Below are 13,560 nucleotides of genomic sequence, written 5' to 3'. Positions count from 1 at the left end.
AGGGTTACTGATAGCTATGTATAATTTAAAACTATAAAAACAAAACACTAGCGCTTTGTCAACCGCAAATTATATGAGTAACTTTGTTAGCAGTTCAGTTGAAGCTTTGGATAACCTGACTGTAACTTGGGAACGCTTGATTCCCAAGCGTATGGCTAAGGATTCGGCTAGTCGCAAGATCGTGGAGCTACATCTTGGACGCTACGAAACTGCAACTAAGTATGTCTTAGGAAAAAGAGTTCTAGATATAGCATGTGGCAGTGGATATGGTAGCCAAATGCTTCGTGTGGCAGGCGCAAGCAGTGTAGTTGGAGTCGATATATGTTCACAGATTGTGGAATATGCTAAGAAACACTACCAAATACCCGGAATAGAGTTCATTTGCGCTGATGCAGAGCAATTTGAGTGTTCAGAGCCTTTTGACGTTGTTATCTCCTTTGAGACAATAGAACATTTAAAAAATCCGACCTATTTTTTACAACAACTCAGTAATTATTTAACCAGCAATGGTGTATTGATGATGTCTGTACCACTAGGTGAGACGCGTCATTTCGATCCATACCACCTTCATGCCTTCACTCAGGAGCAAATATTTACGCTTCTGGAAACAACAGGTTTTTGTGTAGATTATTACCGTTGCGATCGGTGTTTTTTGACTCGTCGTGAGTTGCTTTACTGGAGACAACTATACTCAGAATCCAGCCCATCGTTTTGGGAATTGTTGTTTACTCGAAAGGGATGGCAGATCGTACACGACCTTGTGCTTCAGGGTGGTTTTGATGCTCCTCAACTGTTGGTTATTGCTTATAAAAATAAATAAAGTCTCGCACTTCGGCAGATAATGGCTAACTGTAAGTTACGGCTGTGGACGATCGCAAGCAGTGCTACATCGTAAATGCATGTATATTGTGGAAGTATGTGATGTCAATTGTGGTTAAAGTTTAAGCAGTGAAAACTGCCGAGGAGTATAAAAACCAAATTTACCCACATAATAGATTAAAACTATTGTTAAAATCCAGATAATTTTAAGTTAAGATTCCTACCCAACTCCTATGAGAGAAACTGTCCTAGAGGTTCGCAATCTCCAAGTTGAATTTCCCAGTGATGGCAATACTGTCAGAGCTTTGGATGGTATTTCCTTTGTGCTACATCGAGGTGAAACTCTAGGAATAGTAGGAGAATCGGGGAGTGGTAAATCAGTGACAGCCCTAGCTGTGATGGGTTTGTTGCAAACTCCCGGTATAGTGACTGGCGGTGAAATCTGGTTTCGTCCGCAGGAAAATGGCAACCCCATCGATTTGGTAAAATTGCCTCCTGAGCAAATGCAGTTACATCGGGGTGGCGACATCGCCATGATTTTTCAAGAACCGATGAGTTCGCTCAATCCGGTTTATAACATCGGGTTTCAGCTAACAGAAGCGATTATGCGGCATCAAAATGTGTCAGCAGCCCAAGCACGACAAATTGCGATCGCAGGTCTGCAAGAGGTTAAACTTCTACCTAGCGATGAGGAAATCCAGCAGCAGTATATCGATTGGCATCCAACCAACAGCAATTCATCGAAACCAGAACCATCAAAATTGGCACAGTTGGTTAAAGAACACAAAGAAGCCATGCTGGAACGCTACCCTCATGAACTTTCTGGGGGTCAATTGCAACGGGTAATGATTGCAATGGCAATTTCTTGCAACCCATTAATCTTAATTGCCGATGAACCAACCACAGCTTTAGATGTGACGGTGCAAGCGACTATTTTGGAGTTAATCCGAGAGTTGCAACAAAGCCGTGACATGGCAATGATTTTCATCACCCACGACTTGGGACTAATTTCGGAAATTGCTGACGAAGTAGCGGTGATGTATAAAGGCAAAGTTGTCGAATCTGGTGCTTCTCTGCAAATTTTTAGCAGTCCCCAGCATCCATATACTAAAGGGTTGATAGCTTGCCGCCCCACACTTGACCGCCGTCCCCAAAAATTACTCACCGTTTCTGACTACATGAGTGCAGAAGAGACACCAACGGGACAAGTCATAATTCAGGCGAAAGAACCTGCACAACCCACAGAAGTCACCACAGAAGAGATTGCTGCAAGATTGGCAAACTTCAATAAAAAGGAACCCCTGTTGCAAATCCGTAACCTGAAAGTTGGTTTTCCAGTGCGCGGGGTGTTTGGTGGTACAAAACGCTACAATATGGCAGTTAATGGCGTTTCTTTTGATGTCAAACCAGGAGAAACACTAGGTTTGGTGGGAGAATCTGGTTGCGGTAAAACCACCCTTGGCAGAACCTTGCTGCGATTAATTGAACCGATGAGTGGTCAGATTATCTTTGAGAAACAAGATATTACTAGCCTCAAAGGAGAACCGTTGCAAAAACTGCGGCGGGAAATGCAAATAGTTTTCCAAAATCCTTTTAGTTCCCTCGATCCCCGAATGAAGGTTGGGGATGCGGTGATGGAACCGTTGTTAATTCACGGCGTTGGGAAGACAAAGCAACAACGACGCCAGCGAGTAGCCGAACTCTTAGAACGGGTGGGCTTGAGTGCAGATGCGATTAACCGCTATCCTCATCAGTTTTCTGGCGGTCAACGCCAGCGGATTTGTATAGCTCGTTCTTTGGCATTAAATCCTAAGTTTATCATCTGCGATGAATCAGTTTCTGCGCTGGATGTTTCAGTACAGGCGCAGGTGTTAAATCTTCTCAAAGAATTACAATCAGACTTTCAGCTTACCTATATTTTTATTTCTCACGATTTAAGTGTAGTGAAATTTATGAGCGATCGCATTTTAGTCATGAATCGCGGTCAAATTGTTGAAGAAGGCACAGCCGAAAGCATTTACCAAGAACCCAAAGAGGAATATACGCAAAAATTAATTGCTGCGATTCCTACTGGTAGTGCTGAACGGGTGCAAAGTCGGCATCTGAAGGCTTTATAGAAAAGGCAGTTACAAACCAATACAGTTCAGTTAAGCATTTCTTTCTTCTCTTCCTTTTCTTTCTTTGCGTGCTTTGCGTCCTTTGGGGTTCGTTAAAAAAATTGACTTTGACAAAGAGTTAAGCCTTAACTTCCGAGTAAAAAGGCTCAAAAACCGCGTCTATACAGACAAAACCCACCTCCGTGGGTTATAAAATTCTTTTTAACAGATATTTATACAAACAAAGTTAATTACATCTGCAAGTCCCGACTGAGTTTTCAAATTAGTAAAAATAAAAGGTTTATCACCGCGCATTTTTTTAGCATCTCGTTCCATCACACTTAAATCTGCACCGACATAGGGTGCTAAATCAGTTTTGTTAATCACCAACAAATCAGATTTAGTAATACCAGGGCCACCCTTGCGGGGAATTTTATCACCAGCCGCAACATCAATGACGTAAATCGTTAAATCCACCAATTCTGGACTAAAGGTAGCAGCTAAATTATCGCCGCCACTTTCCAAAAATACCAAATCCAAATCGAGAAAGCGTTCTTCTAACTGTTCAATTGCGGCCAAATTCATCGAAGCATCTTCGCGGATAGCAGTATGAGGACAACCGCCAGTCTCTACACCCAAAATGCGATCGCTTGCCAACGCCTGAGAACGGACTAAAAACTGAGCATCCTCTTGAGTATAAATATCATTCGTCACCACCGCAATCTGAAACTGCTCGCGCAATCCCTTACACAAAGCATCAACTAAAGCCGTCTTCCCCGAACCCACCGGGCCAGCAACTCCCACTCGAAATGCATTCATTGTCATTTGTCCTTTGTCATTTATCACTTTTTCTTGGTACATGGTTATTATTTCTTAGTTTTTGACCAATGACTAATGACTAATGACCAATGACTAACTCCTAAACAACCTTGTATACTGCGTTTCATGCTGCATACTCGCTAGCGACAAACCCCAACTACAACAGGCGAGTTCATCATCCTCCAACGCGAGAATTTCTGATGCCGCAATGCTAAATAATGGTTGCAAATCTAGTAATAACTGCTGTCCTGCGGTTTGTCCAAGGGGGATAAGTTTCACGCCAGCAGTAATCAAATTACTTGCCCAACTGTGCAGATATCCCAGTAATGCGGCTTTGATACTGATTTGCCAATGGGCAACGGCAATGCCAAAAGCGATCGCATAATTGCAAGGATTACCGACAGCATTAGCAATAGGTACAATTTGCGGTTCTAGTTTACCAAGTAATTGGATCAGCGATCGCCCCATTTGCCAACTAGAAGCGCGTAATTCTTCTGTTTCCCTAGCAGCGGATAACCACAGATTCCAACGGCATAGGGACTCTAAATCATTCATTTTTACAGCTTGCTGCGATCGCACCATCACCGCCGCCTCTAACCGAATTGCGCCGTAGAGCAACTCTGCTTTTAACCAATCTTTGAGATGTGTGTGGTTAGCGATAATACCATTTTCCACCAGCATTTCCAAGCCTTCAGAATAACTATATGCTCCCACAGGTAAAGCGGGGCTAGCCAACTGTAAAATACTCAAAAGATGGCTATCAGTGAGCATGGTGGTGTTGTCCATAAGCTCCTAATTCTGGCTGAAACGGTAAAATTTCCTCTTCAACTTCTAACCCCAGTTGTTCCAACATCGTGCGTAAAACAGAATCTGAAGACAAGCGTAAATAAGTTGGAGTAATTTCTACAGGTACATGGCGATTTCCCAGATGGTATGCTGCCCGTAATAATAAAAGTGGTGTTTGGGCAAAGGCAGTCAGCACTAGTTCTGGTTTGGCGGTAATTCTGATTAAACTGCTATGGATTTCATCTTGCAGAATATCGCCATCGTGTAAAACAGTTCCTCTGGGTAAATGGAAAAACACAATCCCATCTTCCGTTTCAAAGCGATGACGGCTGCGGGTGCGTTCTTCTGCTGTCAGCGCCAGAGTAAAAGTAACTGCTACATCAAGATTAGGTGGTTTAAGTTGGGTAAATGTCAGCATACAGAGTTTCGCCTGAACTTCCGCTTTTCATTATGGTTGTAATTTAAACCTCATAGTTGCCTTGCCTGAAGAAAAGATAAAATTAAACAAATAAAGGCAACGAGCCAAATGGGGACAATTATGAACCAAGCCGTTGAGGGAGTACGCTGGACAATTCACGATTTAGAGGTTCTACCCGAAAATGAGTGGACGCGCTATGAAATTATTAACGCAGAACTCTTTGTGACTCGCACTCCTCACCGCCGTCATCAACAAGTTTGTGTAAAAATTGCAGGGCAACTCGATGTTTGGTCGGATTCGAGTGGTTTAGGGGAAACAATTGTGGCTCCAGGCGTGATTTTTTCGCAAGCAGATAGTGTCATACCAGATGTAGTTTGGGTAAGTCGAGAACGACTGGCGCAAATTGAAGATGAAGCGGGACATTTGACAGGCGCACCAGAATTAGTAATAGAGGTTTTATCGCCTGGTAAACAAAACGAACTTCGAGACAAAGAAGCAAAAGTGAAACTTTATTCAGTTCAAGGCGTGCGCGAGTATTGGATTGTCGATGGCTTTACTAAACAAGTTGAAGTTTATCGGCGAGAAAAAGCACAGTTGGTTTTAGTTGCTACATTGTTAGGTGATGATGAAATAACATCGCCACTTTTACCCGGATTTTCTTGTTCTATTCGTTTCTTTTTCCCTGAATAATAGCAAATTTGAGAATATTTCTGAAAACATAACCGCCAGATTATAGATGCTTCCAAATATTGGTAAAGTTTTATCACATCTGTTTAAAAAATTCTTTCGTCACACAATTACTTCTTTTCTTCCTTAGCTTTATTCTTGTATTCGTGATTCGTTAACAAAAAGGTTTAATTAGCAACTTCATCCTGTGAGCTACTAATTGGTAAGGTAAACCAAAATGTTGCCCCTTCATTCAATGCACTATTTACACCAATTTCGCCACCGTGAGCATGGATGATTTGCTTACATAAATACAATCCCAATCCCAAACTTACAGAATTGCGGATACTTGCACCCCGAAAGTAAAGGTCAAAAAGTCGTTCGCTTTGTTGTTGACTAATTCCCACGCCGTTGTCACTAACAGTACAATAAATTTTGTCATCCTCACGGGTAGCGTTGATAGTCAAGAGCAAACCAGGGGGATTATGTTTCAAAGCATTAACAATTAAGTTAGAAAAAACTCGCCATAGTTGCGTGGGATCTGCATTCACTGATGGCAAATCTGCGGATACCAGATTTGTCAAGGTTGCTTGATTTTGTGTCAGCAATGGCTCTAAATCTACGATCGCAGCTTCGACAACTGCCAGTAATTGTACGGGTTGACGTTGTAAAACAACACCTTGTACTTCGCTGACATGAGCTTCCATCAAGGAATTAATTAAATTAAGTTGGCGATCGCTACTTTGAATCATCCGCTCTAAAATTGAGCGTGAAATCGAAATATTTTCCTCTGGACGTGCAAGCAAATTTCTCAGCACCATTAAAGTACCCAGCACTGGGTTGCGTAAGTCGTGGGAAACGGCATGAAAAAATACTCGTAGTTCTTCTTCGGTTTGTTTGCGCTGGGTAATGTCTTCAATCAAACCTTCGTAGTAAAGCAGTTTACCCTGTTCGTCATGCACTGCGTAGGCTTTTTCCGAAATCCAGACAATACTCCCGTCTCGGCGATAAATTTGAGACTCAAACTCGGAAACCCTGCCATACTTTTCCATCAGGCGCACAAATTCTGCGCGGCGGTTGGGATCGACGTACAATTGTTGAATATCAGTGAAATTTGCTGTCACCTCCTCTGCTAAGGAGTAGCCATAAATGCGTGCTAAAGCCGGATTTGCTGTAATATAACGTCCATCGGGACTGCTTTGAAAAATTCCTTCAACAGCGTTTTCAAAAATGGTGCGATATTTAGCTTCTGCAACCTTGAGTTTTTGGTAAGCAGATTCCAGTTCTTGACGAGCGTAAAATTCAGAGCATTGTAGGCGATCGTAGAGATAAACACCGAAGTCACATATAGCACAAAACCAAAAAATGTATAAAATGAACGTTACATTATACATTTGTGGCAGTTCGGGGACTGGTGTCTTTAGCCCCAGTACAGTATTTACACCAAAATAGTAAACTAGCACGCCCACTTGAGACAACAAGTGAACAATCCAGCGCACTGGCATTAATATACCTTGGCTCAAGAACAGCAGCGACCAACCGATGGTATCGGGTAGTGCGAAACCTCTAAGAGTTGCAAACAACTGCGATGCTAAACTAATTGACCAAGAAGACCCTAAAAATAATAAATCTGGACGATCGCGACCTAACTTAGTTTTATGTAAGGCAAGACAGATCAGTATACTCAGGAGGATTGCAATATTGATTACAAGGCGTTGAATTCTAAGTACTTCTGGTAGCTTCTGCAACTCTTGAAAAGGGAAAAACAAGCCGTAAACGTCTCGCAAAGTAAAAGACAACAGACAGATTAACGCCAGCCATAACCATAAACGTAATCTCTGCCACAAAAAATGGTTACGCCAAGCTTTGTAAAGAGTAACGATTTCATCTCTTATTGGTGCAGAAAAGGTTTTTCTCCACCAGCTTTGCACTGTTGTGAATGGAGTAGCCATTAACATCCGAGCAACTTTGCCCATACCTTGAGGGTGTTTCCCTTACTCAACATTGCCATAGATAACACCCTCTCATTTTTTGGTGATTTATGGGCGATTTGTTGCGGATGTTGCTAAAGGTAATGTAAACCAGAAAGTTAACCCACGCTTGCGGTTACTAGTAACACCGATTTCGCCGCCATGTGCCTTAATAATTTTCCGACAAAGATACATTTTTAAGCCAATGCTTGTAGAACAACAGTCTTGGGGATCGCGGACATGCAGATCGAAAAGGCGATCGCACTCTAGTTTACTCATTACCACACCGTCATCTTGAATTTGAGTGCGGATCGTTTTGCCCTCAACGCTGACACTCAGAATAAAATTTAATCCTGGTGGATTATTTTGCAAGCGATGTGTTACCAAATGTGCTAAAACTTTCTCTAACCGAGTTGCATCTGCCATCACTAACGGTAAATCGGCGGCAACCAAGTTCTTCAGAGTCGCTTGATTTTGTGTCAGTATGGGTTCCAACTGGGCGAATATTCCTCCCAGTAGGCTGTTAAATTGCACAGGTTCGGGCTTGATTTCAATACCGTGTTTTTCACAGGAATTAATTTCTAGCAATGAGTTAATCATTGTCAGTTGGCGATCGTTGCCTTGAATCATCCGCTCGATGATTGAGCGAGATACAGGAATTGAAGATTGGGCATGGGAAAGAGGCAGAGGGGCAGAGGGGATGGGGGGCAGAGGAGAAAGACTTGCTGTAATTTCCCCCCTGCTCCCCTGCTCCCCTGCTCCCCTGCTCCCCTGCTCCCCTGCTCCCCTGCTCCCCTGCTCCCCTGCTCCCCTGCTCCCCTGCTCCGCTGCTCCCCTGCTCCCCTGCTCCCCTGCTCCCTTGCTCTCCACTCCCTGATTTAACAAATTCTTTAACACCATCAAGTTACCCATCACCGAAGTTCGTAAATCGTGGGCAACTGTGTGTAAAACAACATCTTTTACCCGATGCAATTCTTCAACTTCTTGGATTTTCTGCTGCAATTGTGCTGTCCGTTCTCGGACTTGGTGTTCTAAATTAGTGTTGAGTTCTGCTAATTCTTGGTAAATCTGGCTTTGGTGAATGGCGATCGCTACCTGTTCTGACATCTGTTGTAACAAATCAATTTCTATTGGTTGCCAATGACGCGGCCCTGAACATTGATTGGCAATTAATGCCCCAAATAATTCATTGCCTAGCATAATTGGTACAGTCAAGGTTGCCCTCGTTTGGAATTTTTGAAAGTGCGCTTTGACTTTGGGAGAGAATGCTACTTGCGTTATATCTTCAACGACACGCACAACATTATCTTTGAGTAACTTTCTCAATTCTTGTAGATAAGCTTCATCATTAGTAGACCACCCTGAGACTGATGGATATTTGGGATCTACTGATTCAGCAAGAGTTCTCGCTCCTAAATTGGTATTATTTAAACCAATAAAAACCCGATCTGTTTGCAGAAATTGCCTGACTTCCGTCACGGTGGTTTGGAGAATTTGCTCCAAGTTAAGCGAAGACCGAATTCGCACTAAGGTTTCTGCCAACAAGCGATCGCGTTGTGCACAAAGGTGTAATTGCGCTTCCACTTGCTTGCGTTCTGTAATGTCGTGATGGACTGCTAGGATCGAAGGAATACCATCCAAGTCAATGACTTCGCCTGAAAGCACTGTTGTAATTATCTTGCCAGACTTTTGCCGAAATTCAAATTCTAAGTTGCGAACAACTCCTGTGGCTTGTAACTCCTGTAACAAATTTAGGCGATCGCGATCGTGTACCCAAAGATTTAACTCAAAAGAAGTTTTACCAATCACCTCATCTCGCTCGTAACCTGAGAGTTCCACAAAACTGTCGTTAACTTCAATAAAGCGTCCATCTTGAAGCGTACTGATGGTAATTGAATCGGGGCTGCAACTAAAAGCTTTAGCAAATTTTTGGGCAAGATTTTGCAAGGTGACTTCTGCTTGTTTGCGTTCTGTGATATCTCGCACAATTGCTAGTACCTCATCTTGACCGCTCACTACCAACCGCGCCTCATAATCTCTGACTCCCAAAGGCGTTGGTAGTTGATATTCACAAGTTTGCAAAGTTCCAGAATCTAAAGTTTTAGCGATCGCTACTTGGCTAATCGCCGCAACATCACTGGGCAATAATTCTTGTAAATTTTTTCCAACTATTTCTTCTCTCGAAAGAGTGATATTTGCTCCTTCATTTTTTAAATCTAAATACTCGCCATCACGGCTGATACGAAACATCAAATCGGGGATAGCATCCAAAATTGCTTGATACCGCGCCTCACTCTCAAGCAATTTTTCTTGGGCTAGTTTTCGGTCTGTAATATCTATGACCAAGCCATTCCAAATAAAATCGCCTGATTCTTGCAATTCGGGTTGGGAAGTAGCTTCAATCCACTTAAGTTTGCCACTAGGGGTGATAATCCGACCTTCCCAATGCCAAGGTTTAAAAGTGGTACTACAAACAGCAATAGATTCTTCAAAGGCTTTCATATCCTGTGGATGAATCAATTTGTATAGCACCCGAAAGTCTGCCTGTACAACTTCTGGTTCTAATTCATACAAATATTCACAACCAGAACTGACATAAAGGACAAACACAGAACCATCCTGCCGTTGCAGAATTTGGAAAATCATTCCTGGTAAATTCACAGCAATTTTTGATAGCAGGTTAATATCCTGTTGCTGGCAATTTGGTGTATACAGCGATTTTACAACGGTTTCATCCACTCTTTGACCCTTTGATAGACAAGCTATTGATCTACAATTAAAAGCCAGAATAATCAATTTAAGAGTTTTGATTCTGTGGGCATAATCGCTAACAGAATCAAAACTGCACCTTATTTCAGGGTAGTTCTTGATGAGGCGATCGCATTCCCCCAATCGGGTGAACCATTTGCCAGGGGGAGAATTAAGTGACAAAAAAGTTAGTTGTAAATAGTGCTCAACGGCACTTTTTCAGATTCGATCGCAATAATCAGATAGAAATTAGTTAAGCAATATATTTAATCTAGCTTTATCTAAAGAATAAATAGAGTTACCAACATATAGGAACTAATCATGAATATTTCCGAGTGGATAGTTTGCGATACATCCAAGGAGGCATAAATGCAACTACAACAGGCATCAGTTTTGGAAGAAACTCTTTGGAAAGCAGTTCTAAATCGAGATCCTACTTATGAAGGCAAGCTTTTCTATGGTGTTCGCTCTACAAGCGTTTATTGCCGACCTATTTGCCCTAGTCGCAGGCCAAATCGCAATCAAGTTTGCTTCTTCCAGTCCGCACAAGAGGCTGAAAGTGCAGGTTTTCGACCTTGTAAGCGCTGTCAGCCACAATTTGAAACAGTTCCAAATACAGCTAAGGCTAAAGTCTTAGCAGCATGTCGATATATTGAAACACAAGGCGATCGCATCCCAACGCTCTCAGAATTATGCTCTCAGGTGGGAATGAGTCCCAGTTATCTGCAAAAGATATTCAAGCAAATAATTGGCGTATCCCCCTTTCAATATGCAGATGCGCTGCGTAGCCAACGATTGAAGCAACGTCTCCAGTCAGGGGAAGAAATTGCTCATGCAGTTTACGATACGGGGTATGGTTCAAGTAGCCAACTGTATGAGAAAGCACCTAAACAACTGGGAATGACGCCAAAGACTTACCAACAAGCTGGAAAGATGATCGGCATTGTTTATGCGATCGCTCCATGTCCGCTAGGATATTTGCTTGTGGCCACAACAGAGAAAGGTATCTGTGCCGTTAAACTAGGTGATGAAGCAGACAAACTCGAACATATCTTGAAGCAGGAATTTCACCAAGCTGATATCGTGCGTGACGATCGCACACACAAGGAATGGATACAGGCAATCCTCGACTTTATTGCCGGAAGCGAAGCACATCTTGATTTACCACTTGATGTCCGTGGGACAGCATTTCAGAAACAGGTGTGGCAAGCATTACAAAAAATTCCCTATGGCGAAACGCGCACTTACACTGATATTGCCCGTAATATAGCCAAACCTCAGGCAGTCCGCGCAGTGGGAAATGCTTGTGGGGCTAATCCGATCGCGCTGATTGTACCGTGTCATCGGGTGCTGCGGAGTGATGGCAGTCTTGGTGGTTATCACTGGGGAATTGAGCGCAAACAAAAACTGCTTATACAAGAATCGAAATCGATCGAAGATGAAAACACCTGAACTAGAATCGCTGACTGAAGAAAGTTTGACCCGTGGTTTAATGGTGCTTGCCAAACTTGATAGCGATTTGGCTCGGATTTTAGAAACACTGGGGCCTCCACCGATGTGGAAAAGAGAACCGGGTTTTGCAACGCTTCTGTGCATAATTCTGGAACAGCAAGTTTCTGTAGCGGCTGCAAGGGCTGTATTTAACCGTCTATGTGGGGTTGTTGTCACTCTGACGCCAGAAAATTTTCTGGTATTGGATGATGTTCAATTAAGAGCGATTGGATTCAGTCGGCAAAAAATTATATACTCTCGTGGATTGGCTCAGGCAATCGCAACTGGTCAGCTTGACTTAACCAAGCTGGAAACAATGGAGGAAACTGCTATCAGAACTGAGTTAAAGTGTCTCAAAGGCATCGGAGACTGGACAGTTGATATTTACTTGTTAATGGCGCTGCAACGTCCTGATGTCTTTCCTAAAGGCGATTTAGCGATCGCGATCGCTTTCCAAAAACTCAAAAACTTGACGACGCGTCCAACACCAGTGCAACTAGAAGCAATGACACAGCACTGGCGACCGTGGCGAGCAGTTGCGGCAAGACTTCTATGGCACTATTACCTAAGCAATCCCAAATAATTACTTTTTCTCCTTGGCGCACTTGGCGGTTTGTATAATAAATATAAACTAAATGGCAGAAAATCAATTAAGCCTAACACCAGAAAACTCTGAGAATTCAAAAATACTGCCGATAATCATAGTAATAATTGCATTATTCGCTTTATCTTCAACAGCAATATTTATTAAAATTGCTGTTAGAGAGATGAGCGCTGTTGCTACATTATTTAATCGTTTATGGATAGCGACTATTATCTTTGGATTATGGAGTGGAATTAAGCAAGTACGGACTCTAATTAAAGATGATGAACCTGTATTACCACAACAGGGTTATCCAATCAAAGAGATAGCACTTTTAATCGCAGTCGGTCTAGTTCATGTATTAGGTCGATTATCTTGGACTTGGGCGCTAACTCAGACTGGTGCTGCTAATGCTAATGCGTTAGGTAGCCTTAATCCGTTATTTACCACTTTAGGAGGATGGCTATTTTTTAATCAAATTTTTGGGCGCAAATTTATCATCGGTCTGATCTTAGCCATAATCGGTGCGATCGCTGTTGGATTTGAAGATTTATTGCGTTCTAATAATAATATTACAGGAGATGCTGTTGCCCTTATATCATCAATATTTTATGCAGCGAACTTTTTACTTATTGAGCAGATACGCAATAAGTTTTCAGTTATCACCATACTTGTGTGGCGCTGTGCGATCGCAACTTCATTGATGATACCAGTAGTGCTAATCTTGGAAAAACAAGTTTTCCCAGTTACCTTGTCGGGGTGGTTAGTAGTATTTGCGCTAGCTGCTATTTGCGAAGCCTTGGGTCATGGGCTAATTGTATACAGCCTCAAAAATTTTTCATCAGGATTTATCTCTTTACTCTTACTACTCAATCCGGTGATTGTTGCGATTCTTGCTTGGATACTTTTCTCGGAAAACTTGAGTATTTTTAACTTGTTAGGGTTGGCTCTAATTGTCGGAGGTATATATTTAGCAATTTCTAATAAAGAATCTGTGCAATCTAAAATTAATACCCAGATTCAATCTCCAGCAGAAAGTGAATCTTAAAAAGTTCGTAGTAAGGACTTTAGTCCTGATTTATTAAGCACTAAAGTGCTTACTACAAACCCATAAAATAAGTTTTTATTCTTTTATGGTACTACTACTTGAGTAATGCTAATAAT

At 42.2% G+C, this 13,560-nt stretch carries 11 protein-coding genes; 6 read left to right on the top strand and 5 right to left on the bottom strand.

Features of this window, described 5'->3' with window-relative positions; translation table 11 throughout:
- Positions 1-73 precede the first annotated feature (73 nt).
- A complete protein-coding gene (locus V7L01_RS03650; protein ID WP_335032004.1) occupies positions 74-820 on the top strand; it encodes a class I SAM-dependent methyltransferase in 747 nt (248 codons plus the stop codon).
- A 232-nt stretch (positions 821-1,052) separates the two neighbouring features.
- Positions 1,053-2,936, top strand: coding sequence for an ABC transporter ATP-binding protein (locus V7L01_RS03645; RefSeq protein ID WP_335032002.1), 1,884 nt, complete (start codon positions 1,053-1,055; stop codon positions 2,934-2,936).
- Positions 2,937-3,137: 201 nt separating this feature from the next.
- Here the strand turns inward: V7L01_RS03645 and ureG are convergent, their stop codons facing one another.
- From ureG to ureE, 3 genes are all read right to left on the bottom strand, one after another.
- Positions 3,138-3,734 (bottom strand): urease accessory protein UreG, encoded by a 597-nt coding sequence (gene ureG, locus V7L01_RS03640; RefSeq protein ID WP_335032178.1) that lies wholly within the window; start codon positions 3,732-3,734, stop codon positions 3,138-3,140.
- A gap of 93 nt (positions 3,735-3,827) precedes the next feature.
- Entirely contained in the window at positions 3,828-4,520 is a 693-nt protein-coding gene (locus V7L01_RS03635; protein ID WP_335032000.1) for an urease accessory protein UreF, read from the bottom strand.
- Complete coding sequence (ureE, locus tag V7L01_RS03630) at positions 4,495-4,938, bottom strand: urease accessory protein UreE (RefSeq protein ID WP_335031998.1); 444 nt, start codon at positions 4,936-4,938, stop codon at positions 4,495-4,497. Before ureE ends, V7L01_RS03635 begins: the two co-directional genes overlap by 26 nt.
- A gap of 120 nt (positions 4,939-5,058) precedes the next feature.
- Between ureE and V7L01_RS03625 the strand changes: the two genes are divergently transcribed.
- Positions 5,059-5,628, top strand: coding sequence for a Uma2 family endonuclease (locus tag V7L01_RS03625; protein WP_335031996.1), 570 nt, complete (start codon positions 5,059-5,061; stop codon positions 5,626-5,628).
- Positions 5,629-5,792: 164 nt separating this feature from the next.
- Here the strand turns inward: V7L01_RS03625 and V7L01_RS03620 are convergent, their stop codons facing one another.
- Both V7L01_RS03620 and V7L01_RS03615 read right to left on the bottom strand, forming a co-directional pair.
- Positions 5,793-7,580, bottom strand: coding sequence for a PAS domain-containing sensor histidine kinase (locus V7L01_RS03620; protein ID WP_335031994.1), 1,788 nt, complete (start codon positions 7,578-7,580; stop codon positions 5,793-5,795).
- A 63-nt stretch (positions 7,581-7,643) separates the two neighbouring features.
- A complete protein-coding gene (locus V7L01_RS03615) occupies positions 7,644-10,313 on the bottom strand; it encodes a sensor histidine kinase (RefSeq protein ID WP_335031992.1) in 2,670 nt (889 codons plus the stop codon).
- 378 nt (positions 10,314-10,691) lie between these two features.
- On the opposite strand from V7L01_RS03615, the gene ada reads away from it, so the two are divergent.
- Genes ada through V7L01_RS03600 form a run of 3 tightly spaced genes read left to right on the top strand, consistent with a single transcriptional unit; the run spans position 10,692 to position 13,444 of the window.
- Positions 10,692-11,774, top strand: a complete 1,083-nt coding sequence (gene ada, locus V7L01_RS03610) for a bifunctional DNA-binding transcriptional regulator/O6-methylguanine-DNA methyltransferase Ada (RefSeq protein WP_335031991.1) — start codon at positions 10,692-10,694, stop codon at positions 11,772-11,774.
- Positions 11,761-12,396, top strand: coding sequence for a DNA-3-methyladenine glycosylase family protein (locus V7L01_RS03605; RefSeq protein ID WP_335031989.1), 636 nt, complete (start codon positions 11,761-11,763; stop codon positions 12,394-12,396). The genes ada and V7L01_RS03605 overlap by 14 nt, the downstream gene beginning before the upstream one ends.
- Positions 12,397-12,448: 52 nt before the next feature.
- Positions 12,449-13,444 (top strand): DMT family transporter, encoded by a 996-nt coding sequence (locus tag V7L01_RS03600; RefSeq protein ID WP_335031987.1) that lies wholly within the window; start codon positions 12,449-12,451, stop codon positions 13,442-13,444.
- The last annotated feature ends 116 nt before the right edge of the window (positions 13,445-13,560 follow it).

It is taken from the genome of Nostoc sp. (assembly GCF_036917095.1).
In the GTDB taxonomy this organism is placed as follows: Bacteria; Cyanobacteriota; Cyanobacteriia; order Cyanobacteriales; family Nostocaceae; genus Nostoc.
This window is presented reverse-complemented; position numbering and strand designations above follow the sequence as displayed.